Below are 23,505 nucleotides of genomic sequence, written 5' to 3'. Positions count from 1 at the left end.
ATGTATACATGTAAAAAAGCCTGTAAAAACAGGCTTTTTCAGTATTATATAAATGTATTAAAATTCATCATTCAACACTATGTATGAATTTCATCATTTATTCATCTTAAACATTGGTTGTAAACGCTCAATGACGGTCATCGATTCCTTGTGTTCTCGAGCAATAGCTTCTTTCATAAGTTCCTCTTGAGCAGAAATTGGATGTTCTCTATCATTAATTTTACGATACGAGCCATCTGCTCTCATAATATGAGCTTTTAAGGTATCTTCTAAATATAAATCTAAAATACCTTTAACGCGCTCCTTATGACATTTATCTTCAATAGGAATCATAAGTTCTACACGTTCATTTAAATTCCGTGGCATCCAGTCTGCACTAGATAGGAATAGACTTTCATTTCCCCCATTACGGAAATAAAATAAACGATGATGTTCTAAAAAACGCCCTACGACGGAACGAACCGTTATATTATCACTTACTCCAGCAATGCCAGGTCGAAGTGTACAGATACCACGAACGATGAGATCAATGCGAACACCTGCAGCAGAAGCTTCATAGAGTTTAGCGATGACTTCTTTATCGAGCAAGGAATTCATTTTGCCAATGATATAAGCCTCTTCTCCCTGTTTTGCAAATTCAATTTCACGGTCAATCAATTCCATTATCTTTTCCCGTAAATTTAAAGGGGCTACAATAAATTTATTCCAAATTGGAGGATCAGAATAGCCGGAAATTAAATTAAAGAAGCGAGATGCATCGTCGCCATATTCGTCATTACATGTGAATATGCCACAGTCCGTATACATTCGTGCTGTCTTGCCATTATAGTTACCTGTAGCTAGGTGAACATAACGTCTAATACCGGCATCTTCCCTGCGAACAACCATGGTAATCTTGGAGTGAGTTTTAAGACCTTTCAAACCATAAATAACATGACAGCCAGCCTTTTCTAAGCGGCGTGCCATATGAATATTATTTTCTTCATCAAACCGTGCTTTAACCTCCATAAGTACGGTTACTTGCTTGCCATTATCGGCCGCTTTTATAAGTGAAGCTATAATAGGCGAATCGCCACTGACGCGATATAAAGTTTGTTTAATAGCCAATACATCTGGATCCGTAGCTGCTTGTGCTATAAATTGTTCTACCACCGCAAAAGACTCAAAGGGATGGTGAACAAATAAGTCTTGCTTTCCAATAACAGAGAATAGACTTTCCCCTTCATGATCTACTAATTCACTAGGAAGTTTAGGTTCAAATGGAGCATAACGAAGATGATCTAGACCTGGATAGTTACAGAAATCAAAATACATACGACAATCAAGATGACCATCTATACGATATACATCCTTTGGCTCTAATTCAACACTGGTGAGTACAAAGTCTAACAGATTATCCTTTACATCACCACAAACCTCTAATCGTACCGCATCACCACGACGTCGACGACGCAAAGATGCTTCTACCTCAGAAAGCAAATCTGTTGCTTCTTCTTCATCAATTTCCAAATCCGCATCACGAGTTATACGGAACACCATAAAATCTTCTATACCATAACCTTGGAAGAATTGAGTCGCATAATAGGTAATCACATCCTCCAAATATACAAAGCGATGCTCTTTATTGCTACGGCTAGGTATTTCAATGATACGATTTAGTACAGACGGAATTGGTAAGATTGCAATTTTATAATCTTTTGTACCATCCGGCAATACTTGAAAAATACGTACAATAGCATTGATGGTATGGTTTGTTAAAAATGGAAATGGATGTCCAGAGTCAACGGCTAGAGGCGTTACAACAGGGTAGATATGTTCTTCAAAATAGTGACGTAACCAAGCCTTTGATTTTACGTCTAACTGATCTGGATAGGTAAAATAAAATCCATGAGATTCTAATTCACACAATACATTCTTTAGATATGTACTTTGCATCGATACGAGGCGCTGTACAGACTCATCAATAGCCTTTAACTGTGCCTTAGCATCCATATGAGCCGCATCGTACTTAACAATACCATTGACCACTTGATGACGTAACCCGGCTACGCGAATCATAAAGAACTCATCTAAATTAGAGCTAGCAATAGCAATAAATCGAAGTCGTTCTAATAGAGGAGTATTGGTATCAATAGACTCTAATAAAACGCGCTGATTAAACTTTAACCAAGATAATTCACGGTTAAAATAATACTTTGCATTACTGAACATGACGATCCCCTCCCCTAACTAGTACGATTTCCATACCAAATACCTCTGTAAAGTATTCCGAATCACGGTCAAAGGTCCACCATTCTAATGAAATATCCTCATTAGTACGACAGAATACATAAAGTACATTATCTCGCTCTTCTAATGTTACTTCAGAGATTTTTTGGTTACTACCTGCATCAAGTGCACAAGCGACCCGAATGATGGCTACCAGCTTGGTAACTTGAATTTTTTGTAACTCTGTTAATGCATTGAAATATGCATCGTCATCATTTGGCGTTCCCTTGTAGTGGTAATATACAACATTAGCAACTACTTGTTTTTCTTCTTCTGAAAGCCCAAATATATCGGTCCCCATTACAATATGATACGCATGCTCCCCATGATTTCGTAAATTCACAAACTTACCGACAGAGCAAAGGATAGCTGCGATACGACATAGATAGCCCCACCGCTCTGGTAATCCTTTATGTCGCAATGCTTTACAGAATAAAGAGCTAAATTTCTCTACCTCGGCATCATGAATTCGGTCAGTATGATATCTTGCGGCAACAGCACGTGCTAACTGTGCATTTTGTTCGCGCAATTGATACATAAATGGATTATTCTCGGTTTCCACACCGTAGAACCAACTAATGCCTTGAGAGAATGAAAAGCTACTGAAAATTAATGATTTAGGCTCTATGGCTGTAATGATTTCATTAAATAAAATCATGGTAGGCATTAAAATATTGGCCTTATATTCAGGTAATTTATAACGATTCATCAACTTGGTAGCTGTCACACCGTCAAAAGAATTGATAAGCCCTTTAAATCGTTCTGGCTCAATAGTAATAATGTCTTCTTTATTATTTTCTTGTCCCATTAAATGAGTCATATATTGCGCCTCATCACCAGATAAGACGATACTATTAATATTGAAAGTTTGTAATTCTTCACGAAGAGGGCCAATCATACGATGTAAGTATTCTGTAATAGCCCTTGGGAATGATATGGAAGATCGTTGATTTCGATTAAATGACTCCATAACCCGTAAGGACCCACTATGCATATTGCGTTGGAACAATAAATTCTCACCACGCCAAACCGTTAAGCCTACCCCACCAGATGTAATATCCAAGAATAATGTTGCCTTAGTAGGATCTGTCAGTTTATATTGATGCGTCATCTTGTAATATAACAAAGCATATTTGTAATATACCTCTTTCGGCATATCGATGACCTCAACGCGCATCCCCGTTTGAATATAGATTTGATCTAGAATACTACGACGATTAGCGGCTTCGCGTATTACGGTCGTACCATATAGTTTAGAACGACTCACGCCATAATCTGCCATTAATTGCTTATAACCTTTTAAAATATGACAGATTTCTTCAATTGTTTTAAAGCTCAAGCGAGATGTTTGAAATAATTCTTCCCCAAAGGTTACCTCCCGCGCCGCATAATCTATAACACGTACATCATCTATGCCTTTATATTCTAATATGGTAATACTCATGCTACTGGATCCCACATGTAGTACTGCATATCGTAATGTTTTTGGTAATGCCATTATGTCTCCTTACGAGATTCATGCCATTCTATTTCTAAGGATTTCTCGAATTCTTTTTTAAATGATTTTGAAAGTTTTTCTACCGCCGTTCTAGTGACACTCACATCGCGTCCTTCTAAATAGAACACTTTTATGACTACACTAGTGTATTTAATATTTACCTCTAACTGTTTGATAAATTGTTCATGGCTTTCATCAAGAGCCTCTGCAATCGCTAAAATAATAGAAAGCTTTTGACCTAATGAGCGTTGTTCTTGATCTAACAATTTACCATATAAGAAATTCTTATATTCCTTTGGCGTCAATCCATGAGAATTCATGACTAAAAATGCACTAAACGCCTGTTCAACATGAGAAATCCCATATAAATTACTATTGACGAGCATATAGCAGCCATGACGAGCATGACTATAATAATTAACTCGTTTACCTATATCATGCAACAGTCCCGCTGCAATCAAACATCGTCTAAAATTCTTATCGGCCTTATGGAGTGGCTCTAATGCATCATATAAAGTAGTAGCTAATTTCGTAATATACTTAGCATGCACGAGCTCATGCTTTGTCATACCTAATAGTACATTCTCTGCAGAATGAACTAGAATATCATCGATTATAGAATTTCCGCCTAAATAGTACTCACCGTAATAATCGTAGAATAAACCTTCACGCAAACCACAACCGCCCACAACAAGAGTCTTTGTATTAACATAATTAAAAAGCTCATCCACAATAGTAAGTCCTGCAATAATTATGTCGGCACGCTCAGATGATAGGCCACTAATTTTTTTACGGGCCTCTAAGGATTTACCCTTTACATCTTCTAAGATTTCGTGAAATCTATGATATGGTAACTCATAGTTATGTAGTTTCGTAATGGGATATGATAACTTACGTTGATCTATTTTTGCAATATTACGAGCTGTACCGCCAATACCTAATAGAGGAAGCTTCACATTATGAAGCCAATAATGTTCCTTAATGGTTTTCTTTACAGCCTTCGTCATTTTTTCTAGTTCTTTAGGGGTATACTCATCGCCCTTTTGATAGGTTCCAGTTAAGGTAAGTGCCCCTATAGGTAGACTAACAGCTTTCACAATATGTCGATTTTTTACTAGCGTTACCTCTGTACTAGCACCGCCTAAGTCAAAAATAATAAAATCTTTAAGGCCAATCGTGTTGATAACCCCAAGGAATCCAAGGCGCGCCTCTTCTTCACCAGCAATACATTCTAAATCTAGACCTGTTCGTTCTTTTACGGCTTTAATAAAAGCATCCCCATTTTTAGCTAGACGTACTGCAGCCGTAGCAACAGCTTTTATGGTATCTACCTCCATAGCGTCAGCCATATGAACAAAGCCTTTTAAAGCACGCAGAGAGCGCTCCATTGCCTCATTTGTTAACTCATGAGTGCCCCACATATTTTCACTTAAGCGGACACTCTCTTTTTCTTGATATATGAGACGATAACTACCGGTCTTAGAAATCTCATAAATGACAAAACGAACGGAGTTGGATCCTAAATCTATAAATGCAATACGTTTCATGCTACTAACCTCGACTTACTATAGTTCAGTATGAATATACTTTAGTATACCATAGAAAAACGCGATTCTCACCGCTAAGGGAGAATCGCGTTTTATAATGTATGATTCTAACGATTCTGAATAGATATCTAAGAATTAGAACAATGCCATTAGACGTTTACAATATTTTATTTACCCGCATTTATGTTGATTAACATCAAAATTATTCAATACCAAATACACGTTTACCATTATTATAGGTAATCTCACAGAACTCATCTACATCCATACCTTTAAGGCCAGCAATTTCCTCTGCTACAAACTGAGTCTTGCTTGGGTCATTGCGACGGCCTCTAAATGGTGGTGGTGTCAAATATGGGGAATCTGTTTCAATAAGAATTCGATCTAACGGTACTTGTTTAGCTACTTCTTTAAGATTTGTAGATTTAGGGAATACTACAGGACCCGCAAATGATATGTAGAATCCCAATTTAATAGCTTCTTTTGCCATTTCCCAGCTACCAGAATAGCAGTGGAAAATGCCCCAATTATCCTTACCTTCATTGCGCAAGATATTCATAATATCGCCATGTGCATCGCGGTCATGAATGATAATTGGTAAATCTACTTCACGAGCAAGCTCTAATTGACGAATGAATACGCGTTTCTGTGTTTCACGGTCAGAAAAATCATAGTAATAATCTAAGCCAATTTCACCGATTGCACGTACTTTATCATTATTAAGGGCTTGATCCTTATAGAACTCATAGTCTTCTTCTGTAAAATCTTTAGACTCATGAGGATGTGTACCTACAGCGGCATATAAACGATCATACTGTTCCGCCAAAGCTAGTCCTGATTCAACAGTACCTCGGTCGACCCCTGGAATCATAATGTATTCTACGCCTGCATCAAAGCAAGCTTGTAACATCTCATCACGGTCGTTGTCAAAACGACCGTCATTTACATGAGCATGCGAATCAAAGAGTTTCATTATTTAACCACACTTCCTGCTGGTAAAGATTCGATATTGGTTACTTCTAAATGTTCTTCCCAATCAGATGCAGATAGAATCATGCCATAAGACTCAATGCCCATCATCTTCTTAGGAGCCAAGTTAGCCAAGTAAATTACCTTTTTACCAACCATAGCTTCTGGTTCATAATATTGAGAGATACCGCTTAATACTGTGCGTTCTTCAATGCCGATATCCAATACGAATTTCAATAATTTCTTGGACTTAGGTACCTTTTCACAGCTTACAACTTTTGCTACACGAAGATCTAATTTTTCAAAATCATCGTACGTAATATTTTCTTTTAATGGTGGAATATTAGATGTGTCTACAGCTTCTTCAATCTTCTCTTCCACAACAACTTCTACCATTTCAGGAATTTCAAAACGTGGATAAATAGGATCACCTTTTACAACTTTTGTACCTGTTGGAATTAAGCCCCAGACTTTTGCATCCTCAAGAGTAGCATCTGTAAAGCCTACAAGTCCTAATTGGTCCCAGATTTTTGGAGCACCTACAGGGATGACAGGGCTTACTAAGATTGCAATGATACGCAATGCTTCTGCCAAGTGATACATAGCAGATTGTAAGCGTTCTTTATCATGAGCATCTTCAGATTTAGCCAATACCCAAGGCATTGTTTCATCAATGTATTTATTCATGCGACCAATAAAGGCCCATACGGATTTAATCGCTTTATTAAGCTCCATATTTTCCATAGCCGCTTCAAAATCTTTTGCAGTTTGAACAGCTAATGTGGATACATCACGGTCCAAATCGTCCATATCATCGCATTTTGTAATCACACCACCATGGTATTTTTCAATCATCGCAATGGTACGGTTCAACAAATTACCCAAATCATTAGATAAATCTGCATTAATTTTTGTCACAAAGTTAGGCAATGTAAAGTTACCATCATTACCGAGCGTAATTTCACTTAATAAATAGTAACGCAAGGAGTCTGCCCCATATGTATCAATCAATGGAATAGGATCGATAACATTACCTAAGGATTTACTCATTTTTGTGCCATCAACGATCATCCAACCGTGTCCAAATACCTTTTTAGGTAATGGCAACTCAAGACTCATGAGCATCATAGGCCAAATAATTGTATGAAAACGTACAATCTCTTTACCTACTAAGTGAAGATCTGCTGGCCAGTATTTTTTATATAATTCACCATCACCATCAAATGGAGAAAGTGCACTAATATAGTTTACCAATGCATCGAACCAAACATATACGACATGTTTAGGATCAAATGGTACCTTGATACCCCAGTCAAAGGATGTACGAGATACAGCTAAATCTTCAAGTCCTTGTTTTACGAATTGGATCATTTCGTTACGACGAGATTCAGGTTGAATAAAATCAGGGTTTTCTTCGATAAACTTCAACCATTGATCTGTATATTTAGCGAGTTTAAAGAAGTAGCTTTCCTCTTTAACCTTTTCTACAGGACGACCACAATCTGGGCATGTATGATTTTCACCTAGCTTTTGCTCAGTCCAGAATGTTTCACAAGGTGTACAATACCAACCTTCATACTCAGCCTTGTAAATATCGCCTTTTTCATACGCTTTAGTGAAAAGCTCTTGTACTACCTTCTCATGGCGTTCATCAGTAGTACGAATGAAGTCATCGTTGGAAATATGCATTTTTTCCCACAATGCTTTAAAGCCGTTTACGATATTTGTAGTATATTCAAGAGGTGTAATACCTTGTGCTTCTGCAGCGCGTTGAATTTTTTGACCGTGTTCATCAGAACCAGTTAAGAAACGCACATCATAGCCAGCTAAGCGTTTAAAGCGCGCAATTGTATCGGCTACAGATGTACAATAGGTATGACCAATGTGCAACTTAGCACTTGGATAATAAATAGGTGTCGTAATATAATACGTTTTTTTTGTGTCTCCCATGATGAGTCTCCTTCTAACCTTCGAATGGGAAGGTTTAACGTTCTACAATATTATATACATCCCGGCGGGAAACGTTAAAACGTTTTGCCACCTGGCGAATTGCTTCTTTCTTAGGTATCCCTGTATCTACAAGGGCTTGTACAGCATCTACATACGATACTGGTTCATCCGAAACTTCACCAGTATCGGACTCAATCGTATCAGCGCCACCTACGATGAGAACAAATTCCCCTTTATAGGTGAGCTGATTCAAATCATTTACAAGGTTTTCCAAATCGGTGCGCACAAAGGTTTCAAACTTCTTCGTTAATTCTCTTGCCACCGTTATGGACCGATTGCCAAAGGATTCATACATATCTTGTAAGACCTCTTGCAATCGATGGGGTGCTTCGTAAAACATCAAGGTGCCCGTTACTTGTGAAAGTCGTTGTAATTCTTCAACTCGATGTTTCCCCCGCTTCGGTAAGAACCCTGCAAAGGTAAAGGATTTAGTATCTAAGCCAGATGCGATGAGTGCGGTCAGTGCCGCATTAGCACCAGGCAAGGGCACTACGGTTATGCCTTTTTCAATAGCCTTCGTTACTAGGTCAGCCCCAGGATCAGATATAGCAGGCATGCCCGCATCACTAACGCAGGCAATGGACTGGCCTTCTAATAAAAGCTCCATAATATAAGCACCCTTTTCTTCCTTATTATGTTCATGATACGAAATCAAAGGCTTCTTAATATCAAAATGTTTTAATAATATACCTGTATGACGCGTATCTTCGGCAGCGATAGCATCTACTTCGCCCAAGATACGAACTGCGCGATACGTCATATCTTCTAAATTACCAATCGGGGTAGGCACCAAGTATAAGGTGCCCCATTCGTTATCGTTCATACCAAGAGGACACCTCCTTTGTGTACACATTTGGTTTCTCATAAACGATGAGTGGTGGTTCTAATACAAGGCCAGCTTTACCTTGATAGAGAGCCTCTATTAGCACAAGTTTCGCCGGTTTATCTACCAAGCCGTGGATAAACCGAATGCGCTTAGCTTGAAAGTTAGCGGCTTCCAGTTCATGTAGCACATATTGGAGGCGACTAGCACTATAAATCATCCACAAGCGCCCCTTGCACTTAATAAAGGACTGTACAGCCTTCAAAACATCTTCTAAGGTTGTATGTTCATCATGAAGTGCTACAGTCCGCTCTTCAGATGTAGGCTTTGCACCGCTTTCACAGTCATAAAAAGGGGGATTTACAATAACGCCGTCAAAGGGCTTATCTTGGATATCTCGATACGACATATGGCGATAATCGCCGCACAACATAGATACTGTACGACCTTTGTCATTATGTTCTACACTGCGCTGAGCTAACTTGATAAGGGTTTCGTTAATATCAATACCCGTTATATGACCCGCTCCTAGGGATGTGCCTATAAGTGGCATAACACCTGTTCCCGTGCCAAGGTCAACATAGGATTTACGACCATTGAAACGGCAAAAGTGAATGAGTGCAATGGCATCAAAGGAAAAGCGAAACATATCCGTCCGTTGATAAATTTGTAAGCCATCGATAATTAAATCATCAAGTCGTTCTTGATCATTCATCAGGCAATGCCACCTCGGACCATTTCAAATCGATAGTACGGCCTGCTTCGAGCTGTACCTTCACTGTATGTTTATGGTGATTTACCTTTAAGACCTTACCAATACCTTCATCGGTAACGACCTCTTTACCAATCCCAGGAGGTGCTACATCTTGAGGAGCTTGAGGTCGTTCCTTCTTAACATATAGGTCGCCACCCTTTTTATATAAATCATCTTCATAGTTAAGGCAGCACATCAAGCGACCACATACACCAGAAATTTTCGTAGGATTTAGGCTCAAATTTTGATCCTTAGCCATGCGAATAGAAACTGGTGTGAAATCACCTAAGAAATTAGAACAGCATAACGGTCGACCACAAGCGCCGATACCATTTAGAACCTTAGCCTCATCTCGAACGCCTACTTGGCGTAACTCAATACGTGTTCTAAATACGGTGGCTAAATCCTTAACAAGCTCACGGAAGTCGATACGACCATCCGCTGTAAAGAAGAATATAATTTTATTCATATCAAATGTGTATTCCACATTGATAAGTTTCATAGGTAACTTACGTTTACCAATTTTTTCGAGACAAATTTCAAAGGCTTTTTCTTCCCGTTCTTTATTCTTCTCGATTTGTTTTAAATCTTTTGGTGTTGCCTTTCTAATAACAGGCTTAACAGGAGCTACAACAGTGTCTTCAAAGACCTCTTTAGGTCCGATCACAACAGTACCGTATTCGACGCCACGTGCCGTCTCAACGATAACCCCATCACCAACGGATAGTTCTAATTGTTCAGGCAGAAAATAGTAAATCTTCCCTGCCTTTTTAAAGCGTACGCCAACTATGGTTAGCATTTAGTCCTCCTCCCGAGCATCATGAAGGGCGATACAAAGACCGTCCACCACGAGAGCGGTTTTTATATGTAAACGCAAAGCCCGTTCTGCTTGCAATGTTTCGGTAATAACCTTAGCCAATGCTTGCATAGACCAGCGCGGTAATAATCGTAATAATTGAGTTTTGTACATAGGTACTTGTAATTGTCCATCTTGTGCATCCATCTTAAGAGCCATCATATCTCTACTTACAAGGCGCAACCAGTGCATCAACTCTGTTAGGCTTTCACGAGGCAAATTTTCACAAGCTAAGGAAATCATAGAAAACCATCGCGTTTCAAAGGCAAGGGTGTCCATTACCTTAACCGCTAACTCAAGCATTTCAATGCGACCTTGCGTAGCCAATTTTTCTACTAACTGCGGATTACCATGACCGGCTAATAAAGCTTGTTCAATATCACCTGTGATGCCACGCTCTACGAGGGCTGTGCGAATTGTATCTACATCAACACTGTTAAAGCCTACGCCCATACATCTTGAAATGATGGTTGGTAATACAGTATTAATCTTGTTCGTAATAATAATGAAATATACCTGCTCAGGCGGTTCTTCAATAGTTTTTAGCATAGCATTTGCCATGACTGCATTGGCCGTGTGAAAGTCCTCCACAATGACAACACGGTTACCATTACCCGCTACTGACAGATGCTCTTGCAATAATGAATACCACTGCTCTACCTTTAGTGTCGTCTTCATAGGGCGAATCCAAAAGGCATCCCCCTTATCCATATAGATAGGTAAGCCTTCTGCTTCGATGCGTTTCTCCGTCTCACCATTGGCAAGACGTGCTTCCTTTACATCTGCTAAATACGCTTCTCCCTTTGGTTGAGAAAATACTTGGCGCCCCAACAATAGAGATGCAAGACCTATGGCCATATCAAGCTTGCCAAGACCTGCTTCACCATAAAACAAAAGGCTATGCGGTAATGCATTGCGACTTACAAGTTCCGATAGGTGTGCCTTGATCGAATCTTGACCAATTATAGAATCAAAATATGTCATAGCTCCTCCTATCAATACATGCTCAATATTAATATTATATAAGAAAAAGGCGACTTTTAAAAGAGTCGCCCTATCCTAAGGTAGTAGATTTACTACTGCTTGATATACATCGTTATGAATATCTTCTATGGTACGTAACCCATATTGACCAGCACCATCTTTAATAGCACATGGAATACGGTGCCATTGATAGCGTTCTACTAGCTCTTCATAAGCATCGTGAACAGCTACTAAATACTGATGATTTCCTTCATGAATATCCCCTGTATTACCTCCTGTTTTACCAGTGCGCTCTGCCATAAGGGCTTCACTCACTTCAAGAGGCATATCTAAGAGACATACTGCATCAGGTGTAGGCAAACCAAATTTATTAAACTCAAAGTCTTCAAGCCAATCTAAAAATGCAGTACGTTCCTTCTGATCGTCGTATTTTACCATTTGGTGCACCATATTAGATGTCGTATAACGATCTGCAATGATGATGCCCCCATTTTTATAGAACTGTTCCCAATCAGTTCTAAAGGAAGCAAAGCGATCGATAGCGTACATGGAGCTTGCCACATAAGGATTTACATCATGCACATCTTTGCCAAATTCTCCAGCTAGATACATTTTTATAGGCATAGCAGCACCGCTATCATAATTCGGAAAGCTTACAGATTTAACTGCATGACCTTCCTTGGTTAATCGCTCTACTAATAGTTTAGTTTGTGTAGCCTTACCGCTGCCATCTCCACCTTCTAGTATGATTAAAGTCCCCATAATTACTCCTGTAACACCCAAATTGTTTCCAATGTCATATCATCGGCCCCATTCGGTACATAACCTAGAGCCTTACGATTCTCTATATATTGTAACACAGACTCACTAATCACTTCACCTACTGCTACACAAGGAATCCCTGGAGGATAATAAGCAATTGTCTCTCCTGCTATACGATGAAGTGCGTCTTGTAACCGTACTTGCTCTCGATTAGCATACATAGCATTACGAGGCGTTACACGTACAATAGGCTCAGGCAATACTACTGAATGTTTGCTAAGATTTTGCAAATTCTCATCCGGTGTCTTATTTGATTCATAAGATGTACTTAACACCGTATCGCTAATAGCTTGTACTGCTTGAATAAGAGCCGTTATTGATTCTTTTGTATCGCCAATGGTAATGAGTACTAGCACATGATGAGCTTGTACTAACTCCACCTCAATACGATGGTCTCGTAACATCCGTTCAAATGCAACACCTGTAAGACCTAGTTCTTTAGCATCGATGAGTACCTTGGTACAGTCATAGTTTACCACTCGATCTTCTATGTCTCTGTATTCCATAGTAGTAATACCAGAAATCTTATGTAATTCACTACGTAAATATAAGCTCAATTCCACGGTTCGACGAATTAGGTCTTCACCTACTGTAGCCAATTGATGGCGAGCCATATCTAAGGATGCCAAAAAGATATAATTTGGGCTCGTACTTTGTAACATTTGATGCATTTGTGTAATGCGGCGTTTATTAATTCTTTCACCTTGCCCTAATAACCAAGATGTTTGTGTTAATGAGCCTACCGATTTATGCGTACTCTGTGCCACTAAGTCTGCACCTGCTGCAATGGCCTCGATAGGTAAATTTTTTGAAAATGGTAAATGAGGACCGTGCGCTTCATCAACAAGAACAATCATGCCTCGTTTATGTGCTTCTTTTACGATATTTACAATATCGACACCTACACCATAGTAATTTGGATACACTAAGAGAATCGCCTTTGCCTCTGGATTTGCATCCATGGTTTTAACTGCATCGTCCAACGATACACCTAAAGGAATGCCCCAGCGCTCATCGAATTGGCAATCCATATAGACAGGCTTGGCACCAGATAACACAAGTCCACTAATAACGGAACGATGTGCTTCTCGAGGAATGATAATCGTTTCATCAGGACCTACAGTGCCCATAATCATCGCTTCAATCAAAGCAGTAGTACCATTAATGGAGAACCAACAATAATCAGCTCTATATAACTGGGCTGTTAAGTCTTGAGCCTCTTTTAATTCACCTTCAGGTTCATGTAAATCATCTAAGGCATACATAACACCTAGGTCATATGGTAATGCCGGTCCCATCCAGTCTTTTAGTAGTTGAGGTGCTTCTACACCAATCTTATGGCCTGGTGTATGAAAAGGCACAAAATGTTGTTTTTTATATGATTCTAAGGCCTCTACAAAAGGCATTCTTTCTTGATTACTCATATATACCTCGTAAAAAAGGCATGAATCTCAATGAGACTCATGCCCTTATGCATGTTATTTATCGCTGTGGACGACGCTTAGGATTGAATTGATTCATCCCTTTATCGATGCCCACCTCTAAAGTACCTAAGACTGCTTTCACAGTATCCTTGATACCTTTTTGTACCTTCTCTTGTGATTCTTCACTAAATGGTGCTAACACATGATCAATGACAGTCCATTGTGGCAACGGACGGCCAATGCCTACGCGGAAACGTGGAAAGTTTTCTGTGCCTATATGGGAGATTAAAGATTTAATCCCATTATGACCACCAGAACTACCATTTGGTCGAATACGTAATTTGCCTACCGGTAAATCCATATCATCATAAATGCAATACACGTCAGATGGGTCAATCTTATAATACCGCATCAACGGACCTACAGATTCACCACTGGCATTCATAAATGTTTGTGGCTTTACAAGCAATACCTTCTCACCATCTACAGTAATACTGCACACCTCTGCACGTTGTTCCTCTTTCCAAGGCGTGTGAGGTACGCTATCGGCAATGGCATCGATAACCATAAATCCAATATTATGTTTTGTCGCTTCATATTGCTTGCCTGGATTACCAAGGCCTACTACTAATTTCAAGAATCACCTATTATTTATCAAATAAATTACTTACTGAAACTTCATGAAAGATACGCATAATTGCTTCGCCCAATAATGGAGCTACAGATAATTGCGTTACATTGTCTAATTTGCAATTTTCTGGTAATGGCATTGTGTTTGTTACGATTAGCTCTTTAATGTTAGAGTTTGCAATGCGTTCACTTGCTGGATCTGTTAATACAGCATGGGTAACAGCAGCCATAACAGATTTTGCACCAAATTCTTCTAATGCTTTAGCGCCTTCTACAAGGGAACCTGCTGTATCTACAATATCGTCAACGATGATGCAGTTTTTACCTTTTACATCGCCAATAAGATTCATAACTTTAGCTACGCCTGGTTCAGGACGTTTTTTCTCGATAATTGCGATTGGCGCACCGATGCGGTCAGCCAAATCACGAGCACGAGTTACACCGCCAAGGTCTGGAGATACAACAATCACATCTTCAAGATTTTTTTCATTAATGTATTTAGCTAAAATGGATGCACCATATAAATGATCTACTGGCACATCAAAGAAGCCTTGAATTTGACCTGCATGTAAGTCAATTGTTACAAGACGTGTAATACCAGAAGTTTGCATCAAGTTTGCTACTAATTTTGCAGTAATTGGTTCACGGCCACGAGTCTTACGGTCTTGGCGAGCATAGCCATAGTAAGGTACTACAGCAGTAATATGGCGTGCAGAAGCGCGTTTTAACGCATCAGCCATAACCATTAATTCCATCAAATTGTCGTTTACAGGATAGCTAGTTGGTTGAATGATAAATACATCTTTGCCACGTACGCTTTCATCAATCATAATTTGTACTTCGCCATTGTTAAAGCGACCTACAAATGCTTCACCTAAAGGCAAACCTAAATAATCACAAATTTCCTTTGCCAATGCAGGATTCGCATTACCTGTGAAAATTTTAAGTTTTTTGCCGTCTTCAAATGCCATTTTGTTACCCTTTCATTTGTTCCTATACTGGTTACTTATCCATAATCATCCATTACAGATACACACTATTGCCTTTTTATTGTATACTATTTTGCCCTAATTGTGTTAAAAAATTATAATATTTTTTTATTTCTTTTTGAAAGTATCATCAGTTACCCAATTTTCTTTCACAATTTGCTTGCTACGGCCTACGGCTAACGCCTTATCTGGTACATTTTTAGTAATGGTAGAACCTGCACCTACATAGCTATAATTACCTACTGTTACAGGAGCTACTAAATTACTATTACAGCCTACGAAAGCGCCATCGCCAATTGTAGTACGATGTTTAACTTTACCATCATAGTTTACAGTAATCGTACCGCAGCCAATATTAACACCAGAGCCTACGTCGCTATCGCCGATGTAGGAAAGATGTGGGAACTTAGTACCTTCCCCAACATTGGAGTTTTTAACCTCTACGAAGTTACCTACATGGACCTTGTTACCAAGCACGGTATTAGGGCGCAAGTGAACATATGGACCTACATCTACACCGTCTTTTACTTCGCAGTCATGACCATATGTGAAGTGAATAATCGTATCATTACCTACTTTTACATTCGTCAAACGAGTATGTGGACCAATTTCACAGCGCTCACCAATGACAGTATTTCCTTCGAGGATTGTGCCAGGATGCAAGATTGTATCGGCCCCTACTGTTACCTCTGGAGCTACATATGTATTGGCTGGATCAATAATAGTAACACCAGCTGTCATTAGCTCAACATTTTTACGATGTTTCAAAATAGCTTCGGCTTCCGCTAATTGCAAGCGAGAGTTTACGCCTAGAGACTCTTCAAAGTCCTTTGTCATATACGCGCTTACCTTGTCGCCATCATTTACAAGAATACCAACTACATCAGTGATATACAATTCACCTTGTGCATTATCATCAGATAATTGATCTAAGCAAGGCCATAATTTTTTACTATCAAAAGCATACATGCCTGTATTAACTTCTTGAACAGCTAATTCCTCTGGTTTACCATCTTTTTGCTCTACAATGCGAACTACAGAACCTGCTTCATTGCGGATAATACGTCCATAACCTGTTGGATCCGGCATATGAGCTGTTAAAATTGTCGCTGCTGCACCAGAATTTTTATGTTCTTCTAACAGTGCTTCTAAACTTTCTTTTGTAACAAGTGGTGTATCGCCACAAAGTAATAAGATAGTACCATCATAATCACCAAGCACTGGTTGAGCCATTTTTACAGCATGACCTGTACCATTTTGCTCTTCTTGACGAACAAATTCAGCGCGGTCCCCCAAGTAATTTTGTACCGCATCACCGCCAAAGCCTACGATAACCACATCGCGATTTGTACCGATAGACTGAACCGTTTCAAGAACGCGCTCTACCATCGCCTTACCGCCAACCTTGTGCAATACCTTTGGCAATTTAGACTTCATGCGCGTACCCTTACCAGCAGCTAAAATAAGGCTTGCAATATTCATAGTAATCTCCTATCTGTTATCTCTCATATATCTGACTTTTTAATAGTACTTACATCATATTAGCCCATTGTCCAATATGCGATATAAAGTCATTATATCTAACTATAATGTATCTAATATTAATTGTTTATTCTTCATCAAATACTGGTTCTATATTAATTTTCTTTGTATTTTCATCAATACCATAGAACGTAAATAATGATTCATAATCATCGATTAATTTTGGATTTGGCTCTGCCGTTGCTACAAGAACACCGGTCCCAACAACGACACCACTCATTTCTAAAACAAGTTCTTTAAGACCTTTTGCTGTGCCCCCTGCTTTCATAAAATCATCGATAATTAAAACCCTAGCATTGGGAGGAATCGCTCTCTTTGTTAACGTCATGGTCTGAATACGACCAGAGGATCCTGTTACATAGTTGATACTAATAGCGGATCCTTCTGTTACCTTACTATCACGACGAGCAATGACGAGAGGTTTGTTGAAAGCTCGTGCTACCATGACAGCTAAAGGAATCCCCTTCGTTTCAACCGTCAAAATATAATCTGGATTGCGGTCCATAAAGCGAGTCATTATGATTTCCCCAAGGCGTGTCATTACATGCCAATCATATAAGATATCAGACATGTAAATAAACCCACCAGGAATGATACGGTCTGGCTCCATCAAGCGAGTTTGCACATCTCGTAAAATATCATTAGCTTGAGCACCCTTACGATGAGGAATGAAACGCACTCCGCCTGCTACGCCAGCTACGGTTTCTAATGTACCAAGCTGAAAATGCTCCATAGACTGTCTCACACAGGTTAAGTCTTCACTAACCGTAGACTTTGCCATGCCAAAGAAGTCACAGAAATAATTTAAAGGAATCAATTTTTGCGGTGAATCAACTAACAATTTAGTCATTGCCACCATGCGTTCCACACGCCGTACTTTATCCATAGAATTTCCTTTACCATTCATCATATAACTATTGATTACACTCATGTGACAAATGTCATGAGTTATTTCAAATATATCTGTGTTTATTATACCATAATTTCCGAATATTCGAGGTTATAGAAACATTATAATTCGGCAAAATAAAAACTCTCTAGTCCTCATATAATACTGTAAGTTTAGACCTTATAGTCTATTACACTATTATATGTACTAGAGAGTTTTTATTATAAAACGTAAACCTTCACAGTTTGACGACCAAACTGCAATGCTTCAGAACGAGAATCATAAGCTAAGTCAATTCTATGACCTTTGATAGCGCCACCAACATCATCAGCTACAGCATAACCATAACCTTCAATGTATAATCGCGTACCTAATGGAATTAATTTTGGATCTACAGATACGATGCCCTTCTTTAAGCGACTACCTGTAGCCGTATAATTACCATTGCCAGGATCTTGAGCAGAATAAGCACTAGCTTGCATAGTTAAAACGCGAGAGTATTTATTTGGTACACCATTATGACTTAATTCTGTACCATGTCCACCATAACGAGTCTCCATCTTTTCTAAAGCATTCATCGTACTAGGACCAACGCGACCATCTACAGCGAGTCCCTTTGACTTTTGAAATTTCCGTACAGCTTGTTCCGTATTATGACCGTAAATACCATCTACAGAATCATCTAAAAAACCTTGATGCTTTAACATGGTTTGCACCTTGCTAACATGGTGCCCCCGTTGTCCCCGATCAATCGTTTTTGCCAATGATACGGAAGATACCATTGTAGTCATACAAACAAGCGTACATGCGATAATTATTTTCTTAACCATATACACCTCACCTTACATCAGTAGTATACTATACAGTTTTAAATAATCTATAAACCATATTGAGATAGCAATACAAAAAATGCATATATAATGCACGTTTTTAACTATATCTCAAATCTAGTACTACATATATAGCATAGAAATATAGTATAGCAATGAAAAATCTCCATTATAGTCTGCCCAATCAAGTAAAGTTTTTACGTTTTGATTATATAGACAGTCAATAATGGAGACTTTTATAATACCTATTTAATTTTAACAGTTATGATATACACCTATATGGCATTCCTTACGCTTAGCACCAACTATACGTAAGTATGTATAGCCAATAACAGCAGAAATGATGGAACCGATTAATACGCCACCCTTAGCCATCTCTTGAGCATGACCTGGATCAAAAGCTAAAACGGAAACAAATATACTCATAGTAAAACCAATACCACATACAATGGAGGTACCATAAATAAATTTCCAGTTAGCTTCTGCTGGCATAGGTACAATACCTAACTTAATCATCCCAAACATAGCACCAAAGATACCGATTTGTTTACCTAAAATAAGGCCTAGTGCAACACCTAAAACAACAGGATGTGTTAAATCTGCTACACCGAATCCAGCAAGACTTACACCGGCATTAAAGAAAGCAAAAATAGGAACAATCACAAAGCTTACCCAGTTAGATAAATAATGTTCCCAATGTTGCATTGGTCTAACATATTTACGACCAATCTTACCCCGTTCAGGAATTGTCATCGCCAAGATTACACCAGCCATAGTAGCATGTAATCCAGAGCGAAGAATGCAATACCATAAAATTAAGCCAAGAATGATATAGGATAAAGATCTAACGTAACCAGACCGATTACAGTAAATCAATAAGCCCGTTACAATAACAGCACCTACTAGATAAAAAAGATTAAGATTCGATGCATAAAAAATAGCAATAACAATGATGGCAATTAAGTCATCAATAACCGCTAAGGCTGTCAAAAACACCTTCATAGAGTTAGGAACTCTAGACCCTAAAGCAGTTATAACACCTATAGCAAAAGCAATGTCAGTCGCAGTTGGAATAGCCCAACCATGAACATACACTTCACTAGAACCAGCAATAAGATAGTAAATAATAGCAGGTACTAACACACCAAATAATGCAGCAACACCTGGCATAATACGCTTAGCATTCGTATTAAGTTCACCACTTACTAATTCACGCTTTACTTCTAACCCAACAAAGAGGAAGAAAATTGCCATTAGTGCATCATTAACCCACTCCATAGTTGTTAATGGACCTAGCTTTAAATTAACAAGTGACATATACTGTATCGCTAATGGAGAGTTTGCTACGATTAATGCAATAAGTGTAGCTCCTAGTAGAACAGCAGTCGCCGAACCAGGAGAACGTAAAAATACAAATATCCGTTCCATATGATTCCTTCCTAATATAATACGTTCATTATTTATGCTTAAAAGTTCTTATTTTATATGCCAAAATTAAGACTATAGCACCTAATAAACCAGAAATAATAGAACCTATAAAGATACCAATTTTAGACATTTCTTGATTGACACCAGGTGGAAATGCCAATGTAGCTACAAATAAGCTCATAGTAAAACCAATACCACAAACGATGGCAGTACCATAAACCTCTGGCCATGTTGTATTAGTAGGCATCTTGATAATCTTAGATTTAACCAAAACGAAAACTGCAGAGAAAATACCAAACTGTTTACCTAAAATAAGGCCTAATGAAACGCCTAGTACAACAGGATGGAATAAGTGATCTACTGAAACATCAGCAAAGGATACCCCTGCATTTAAGAAACTAAATAAAGGAATAATTAAAAAATTAACCCAATGCTTCAGTTTATCTGCCCATTTCTGCATAGGATATACTGTTTCACCGTCAAGTTTACCTGTTGCAGGAATCGTCATAGCTAAGACAACCCCAGCAATAGTTGCATGAACGCCAGATTTTAATACAAAATACCAAAGAACTGCACCCAATACACCATATAATACAGGTCTCACATACCCCTGTTTATTAGTATACCACAATGCGCCTGTTACGATAGCGGCACCAATCAAATACGGAAAGTCTACACCGGCACCGTAGAAGATAGCTATAACGATAATAGCAATTAAATCATCAATAACAGCTAAGGCAGAAAGAAAAGCTTTCATAGCTTGAGATACACGTTTACCAAGCATCATAATAACACCTATGGCAAATGCAATATCTGTAGCTGTTGGAATCCCCCATCCATGGGTATACTCAGGAACAGAACCAGCAATTAAGAAATATACTAAAGCGGGTGTAACAACACCTGCAAAAGCGGCTAAGAGTGGTAATACTCTTTTTGAATTTGTATTCAATTCGCCAGAAATCATTTCTGATTTAATCGCTAGCCCTACATATAGGAAAAAGAGTGCCATTAACCCATCATTAACCCATTCCAATATATCCATCGGTCCCCAATAGACGTGCATTAATGAAAAATACTGTTCTGCTAATGGAGAGTTTGCTGTAATAACACCAAGAATAGCGGCAAGTAAGAGCATAATACCGCCAGATGATTCAGACTGAATAAATGCTTTTATATAATTCATAGTAACTACCACTTTCTCAATTATAAATATAAATACAGAATTTTATACATAAAAACTATTTATTTAAATTTATTATATCATTTCACTTCGAAAATAATCAATAAACTAATGATGAACCATGCGGATTAAGTCTAGAGTAATCAAACATTTGCGACATACTTATACTTATGGAGCAAGCTAATAAAATACTGATTAATAATTATTCCCTCTGATCAGAGAAATTAAGAATCCAATAAGTGGAATGGTTAAACAAATGGCAGCTATACTATTTGTGATTGGATTAGACCAAAGAGGCACAATAAAACCTAGGAGAACTAAAATACTATAAAGGATAGGTTTACGCCAAACATGTTGTATCTCAACGGGTGCTCTAGATTCCATAGCACGAGATTTAACAAATTTCTTTATAATAGTCATCATAATGCCTGTTATAATACCTATAATAAGAACTATATCCCAGATGGCCCATAATATTTTAAGCACCATTGTATTATGATTATGAATATGGAGATTAATCATTGTAGTCATACCAGTAAAATACCATGGTATTGTTTTTGTAGAATACATATCCTTAGCAGAATCAGCATGTAAATTAGCATAGACAGGCTGTCCCAAAAACATAGCAGGATCATCATCATTTTCAGCACCTAAATAAAATGCATAGTGATGGTCATTAAATTTGGATGGATAATCAATAGATATAAGCTGACGATCTGGATAAGCTTTCATAATGCGAGAAATAGCTTCGGATGGTTGTAAAATTTCGGATTGATCCGATGAAAGCTCTTGCTTTGCAGTATGTAGTACATCTGCATTATAACTGTCATTGGCAATAAAAAATCCACCTATCCATACACCTGTAATACATAAGATAAATCCCCATACAGTAGCAACCATTGCAAACTCTCGATGCAATGAACTTAATTTCATATGATTTGACAATACTGCAGATTTTGCAAAACTTTTACGAAATGGCCCGTATAAAAAAATACCAGAAACAATAGATACACCACATAGGAACGATAAAATTGTTACAATGTAAATCCCTGTCTTTCCAAGATCCAATCTTGTATGTAGTTGATGAAGCGTATGTAATACACTTCGAACCCAAGGATGAGCAGGTGTTTCATGATGGGTAGTAATGAGAGCCTTTGTTTCAGGATTATATAATGCATAATCTCCACCCATACCCATACGTGCTGGAGGTGCTACGGTAGCTGATGATTCAATAATACGATACCGTAAAAGATGTGAAGCACCCATGGCAGGAGAAATATTTAAAATATCCTTTGACGGATATTTTGCCTTAACTAGTAGAGCCCCTTCATCAGCATAATCAAAAATAGGTGTCTCTTCTTGCCCCATAGCCATTGAAGATGAGGTATGGTTCGTGCCCCCTTGAGCCCACGCATTTAATTCAGTTCTGAACATGAGGATAAGCCCTGTAATACAGAACATTAAGAAAAATATCACAGAAACTATAGATAACCATTTATGGATTTTATAAATCTTAGACATACATATGCCTCCTTCCTCATTATTTTATACATCTATTCTTATATCAGTACAATACAGATACTACTATAGGTATTGAGTATATAAACAAGCTCCACTTGAATGAACATATTATAGTATGATACAATATGTTCATCATGCGGGCGTAGTTCATCGGTAGAATGCGAGCTTCCCAAGCTTGAGAGGAGGGTTCGATTCCCTTCGCCCGCTCCATATTAAGCTGTGATATAAATCACGGCTTATTTTATAATTAATGATATAATATACATAGATATATTTCTATATATACACTATATACATGTATTTGTATTGTATACGTCTTATAAGGAGTAAAATATGAAATTAAGTGCAAGAAATCAATTAAAAGGTACAATTGTTGAAATTCAAGAAGGTGCCGTAAACGCAATCGTTAAAATCAATGTAGGTAATGATAACGTTATTACTGCAGATATTACAGTTCAATCTGTTAAAGAATTGGGCTTAGCAGTAGGTAAAGAAGTATACGCTGTTATCAAAGCAACTAACGTAATGGTTGGTGTAGAAT

20 protein-coding genes and 1 tRNA gene are annotated in these 23,505 nt (G+C 38.2%); 2 read left to right on the top strand and 19 right to left on the bottom strand.

Annotated elements, in window-relative coordinates; translation table 11 throughout:
* Window positions 1-93: 93 nt before the first annotated feature.
* From ppk1 to QZ334_RS01190, 19 genes are all read right to left on the bottom strand, one after another.
* Window positions 94-2,211: a polyphosphate kinase 1 gene (gene ppk1, locus QZ334_RS01280; protein ID WP_295231274.1), complete on the bottom strand. Its 2,118-nt coding sequence runs from the start codon at window positions 2,209-2,211 to the stop codon at window positions 94-96.
* Window positions 2,201-3,766, bottom strand: a complete 1,566-nt coding sequence (locus tag QZ334_RS01275; RefSeq protein WP_105088972.1) for a Ppx/GppA phosphatase family protein — start codon at window positions 3,764-3,766, stop codon at window positions 2,201-2,203. Before QZ334_RS01275 ends, ppk1 begins: the two co-directional genes overlap by 11 nt.
* Window positions 3,766-5,313, bottom strand: a complete 1,548-nt coding sequence (gene ppx, locus QZ334_RS01270) for an exopolyphosphatase (protein WP_295231270.1) — start codon at window positions 5,311-5,313, stop codon at window positions 3,766-3,768. The genes QZ334_RS01275 and ppx overlap by 1 nt, the downstream gene beginning before the upstream one ends.
* 202 nt (window positions 5,314-5,515) lie before the next feature.
* Window positions 5,516-6,286 (bottom strand): TatD family hydrolase, encoded by a 771-nt coding sequence (locus tag QZ334_RS01265; RefSeq protein WP_119206850.1) that lies wholly within the window; start codon window positions 6,284-6,286, stop codon window positions 5,516-5,518.
* Window positions 6,286-8,232, bottom strand: a complete 1,947-nt coding sequence (metG, locus tag QZ334_RS01260; RefSeq protein WP_295231267.1) for a methionine--tRNA ligase — start codon at window positions 8,230-8,232, stop codon at window positions 6,286-6,288. The genes QZ334_RS01265 and metG overlap by 1 nt, the downstream gene beginning before the upstream one ends.
* A gap of 34 nt (window positions 8,233-8,266) precedes the next feature.
* On the bottom strand, window positions 8,267-9,115 hold the full coding sequence (rsmI, locus tag QZ334_RS01255; RefSeq protein WP_295231265.1) for a 16S rRNA (cytidine(1402)-2'-O)-methyltransferase: 849 nt from the start codon (window positions 9,113-9,115) through the stop codon (window positions 8,267-8,269).
* Window positions 9,105-9,830, bottom strand: coding sequence for a tRNA1(Val) (adenine(37)-N6)-methyltransferase (locus tag QZ334_RS01250; protein ID WP_295231263.1), 726 nt, complete (start codon window positions 9,828-9,830; stop codon window positions 9,105-9,107). The genes rsmI and QZ334_RS01250 overlap by 11 nt, the downstream gene beginning before the upstream one ends.
* Window positions 9,823-10,668: a PSP1 domain-containing protein gene (locus tag QZ334_RS01245; protein ID WP_119206858.1), complete on the bottom strand. Its 846-nt coding sequence runs from the start codon at window positions 10,666-10,668 to the stop codon at window positions 9,823-9,825. Before QZ334_RS01245 ends, QZ334_RS01250 begins: the two co-directional genes overlap by 8 nt.
* Complete coding sequence (locus QZ334_RS01240; RefSeq protein ID WP_295231260.1) at window positions 10,669-11,709, bottom strand: ATP-binding protein; 1,041 nt, start codon at window positions 11,707-11,709, stop codon at window positions 10,669-10,671.
* Window positions 11,710-11,784: 75 nt separating this feature from the next.
* Window positions 11,785-12,471 carry a dTMP kinase gene (locus QZ334_RS01235; protein WP_227721482.1) on the bottom strand — a complete coding sequence of 229 codons (687 nt, stop codon included), beginning with the start codon at window positions 12,469-12,471 and terminating at the stop codon, window positions 11,785-11,787.
* Window positions 12,472-12,473: 2 nt separating this feature from the next.
* A complete protein-coding gene (locus QZ334_RS01230) occupies window positions 12,474-13,955 on the bottom strand; it encodes an aminotransferase class I/II-fold pyridoxal phosphate-dependent enzyme (RefSeq protein WP_295231256.1) in 1,482 nt (493 codons plus the stop codon).
* A 58-nt stretch (window positions 13,956-14,013) separates the two neighbouring features.
* Window positions 14,014-14,592 carry an aminoacyl-tRNA hydrolase gene (pth, locus tag QZ334_RS01225; protein ID WP_295231253.1) on the bottom strand — a complete coding sequence of 193 codons (579 nt, stop codon included), beginning with the start codon at window positions 14,590-14,592 and terminating at the stop codon, window positions 14,014-14,016.
* Window positions 14,593-14,602: 10 nt separating this feature from the next.
* Window positions 14,603-15,556, bottom strand: coding sequence for a ribose-phosphate diphosphokinase (locus tag QZ334_RS01220; RefSeq protein ID WP_005387130.1), 954 nt, complete (start codon window positions 15,554-15,556; stop codon window positions 14,603-14,605).
* Between the two features lie 126 nt (window positions 15,557-15,682).
* Complete coding sequence (gene glmU, locus QZ334_RS01215; protein WP_119206865.1) at window positions 15,683-17,056, bottom strand: bifunctional UDP-N-acetylglucosamine diphosphorylase/glucosamine-1-phosphate N-acetyltransferase GlmU; 1,374 nt, start codon at window positions 17,054-17,056, stop codon at window positions 15,683-15,685.
* Between the two features lie 127 nt (window positions 17,057-17,183).
* Window positions 17,184-18,002: a pur operon repressor gene (gene purR, locus QZ334_RS01210; RefSeq protein ID WP_105088960.1), complete on the bottom strand. Its 819-nt coding sequence runs from the start codon at window positions 18,000-18,002 to the stop codon at window positions 17,184-17,186.
* Between the two features lie 224 nt (window positions 18,003-18,226).
* Window positions 18,227-18,835 (bottom strand): peptidoglycan-binding protein, encoded by a 609-nt coding sequence (locus tag QZ334_RS01205; protein ID WP_213467047.1) that lies wholly within the window; start codon window positions 18,833-18,835, stop codon window positions 18,227-18,229.
* Between the two features lie 255 nt (window positions 18,836-19,090).
* A complete protein-coding gene (nhaA, locus tag QZ334_RS01200) occupies window positions 19,091-20,263 on the bottom strand; it encodes a Na+/H+ antiporter NhaA (protein WP_213467049.1) in 1,173 nt (390 codons plus the stop codon).
* 28 nt (window positions 20,264-20,291) lie between these two features.
* Entirely contained in the window at window positions 20,292-21,446 is a 1,155-nt protein-coding gene (gene nhaA, locus QZ334_RS01195; protein ID WP_213467051.1) for a Na+/H+ antiporter NhaA, read from the bottom strand.
* A gap of 192 nt (window positions 21,447-21,638) precedes the next feature.
* Window positions 21,639-22,964, bottom strand: a complete 1,326-nt coding sequence (locus tag QZ334_RS01190) for a PepSY-associated TM helix domain-containing protein (RefSeq protein ID WP_295231247.1) — start codon at window positions 22,962-22,964, stop codon at window positions 21,639-21,641.
* Window positions 22,965-23,100: 136 nt separating this feature from the next.
* Between QZ334_RS01190 and QZ334_RS01185 the strand changes: the two genes are divergently transcribed.
* Window positions 23,101-23,174: transfer RNA gene (locus tag QZ334_RS01185), tRNA-Gly, on the top strand.
* A gap of 123 nt (window positions 23,175-23,297) precedes the next feature.
* On the top strand, window positions 23,298-23,505 hold a 208-nt coding region (locus tag QZ334_RS01180), incomplete at its 3' end, for a TOBE domain-containing protein (protein WP_105088956.1).

It is taken from the genome of Veillonella sp. (genome assembly GCF_019414865.1).
Classification (GTDB): domain Bacteria; phylum Bacillota; class Negativicutes; order Veillonellales; family Veillonellaceae; genus Veillonella.
The sequence above is the reverse complement of the archived record's forward strand: the minus strand, read 5'-3'. Positions and strand labels throughout refer to the sequence as shown.

Coding starts and splice junctions, on each gene's coding strand:
- ppk1 (WP_295231274.1), bottom strand. CDS start 2,211: ATGTTCAGTAATGCAAAGTATTATTTTAACCGTGAATTATCTTGGTTA.
- QZ334_RS01275 (WP_105088972.1), bottom strand. CDS start 3,766: ATGGCATTACCAAAAACATTACGATATGCAGTACTACATGTGGGATCC.
- ppx (WP_295231270.1), bottom strand. CDS start 5,313: ATGAAACGTATTGCATTTATAGATTTAGGATCCAACTCCGTTCGTTTT.
- QZ334_RS01265 (WP_119206850.1), bottom strand. CDS start 6,286: ATGAAACTCTTTGATTCGCATGCTCATGTAAATGACGGTCGTTTTGAC.
- metG (WP_295231267.1), bottom strand. CDS start 8,232: ATGGGAGACACAAAAAAAACGTATTATATTACGACACCTATTTATTAT.
- rsmI (WP_295231265.1), bottom strand. CDS start 9,115: ATGAACGATAACGAATGGGGCACCTTATACTTGGTGCCTACCCCGATT.
- QZ334_RS01250 (WP_295231263.1), bottom strand. CDS start 9,830: ATGAATGATCAAGAACGACTTGATGATTTAATTATCGATGGCTTACAA.
- QZ334_RS01245 (WP_119206858.1), bottom strand. CDS start 10,668: ATGCTAACCATAGTTGGCGTACGCTTTAAAAAGGCAGGGAAGATTTAC.
- QZ334_RS01240 (WP_295231260.1), bottom strand. CDS start 11,709: ATGACATATTTTGATTCTATAATTGGTCAAGATTCGATCAAGGCACAC.
- QZ334_RS01235 (WP_227721482.1), bottom strand. CDS start 12,471: ATGGGGACTTTAATCATACTAGAAGGTGGAGATGGCAGCGGTAAGGCT.
- QZ334_RS01230 (WP_295231256.1), bottom strand. CDS start 13,955: ATGAGTAATCAAGAAAGAATGCCTTTTGTAGAGGCCTTAGAATCATAT.
- QZ334_RS01220 (WP_005387130.1), bottom strand. CDS start 15,556: ATGGCATTTGAAGACGGCAAAAAACTTAAAATTTTCACAGGTAATGCG.
- glmU (WP_119206865.1), bottom strand. CDS start 17,056: ATGAATATTGCAAGCCTTATTTTAGCTGCTGGTAAGGGTACGCGCATG.
- purR (WP_105088960.1), bottom strand. CDS start 18,002: ATGGATAAAGTACGGCGTGTGGAACGCATGGTGGCAATGACTAAATTG.
- QZ334_RS01205 (WP_213467047.1), bottom strand. CDS start 18,835: ATGGTTAAGAAAATAATTATCGCATGTACGCTTGTTTGTATGACTACA.
- nhaA (WP_213467049.1), bottom strand. CDS start 20,263: ATGGAACGGATATTTGTATTTTTACGTTCTCCTGGTTCGGCGACTGCT.
- nhaA (WP_213467051.1), bottom strand. CDS start 21,446: ATGAATTATATAAAAGCATTTATTCAGTCTGAATCATCTGGCGGTATT.
- QZ334_RS01190 (WP_295231247.1), bottom strand. CDS start 22,964: ATGTCTAAGATTTATAAAATCCATAAATGGTTATCTATAGTTTCTGTG.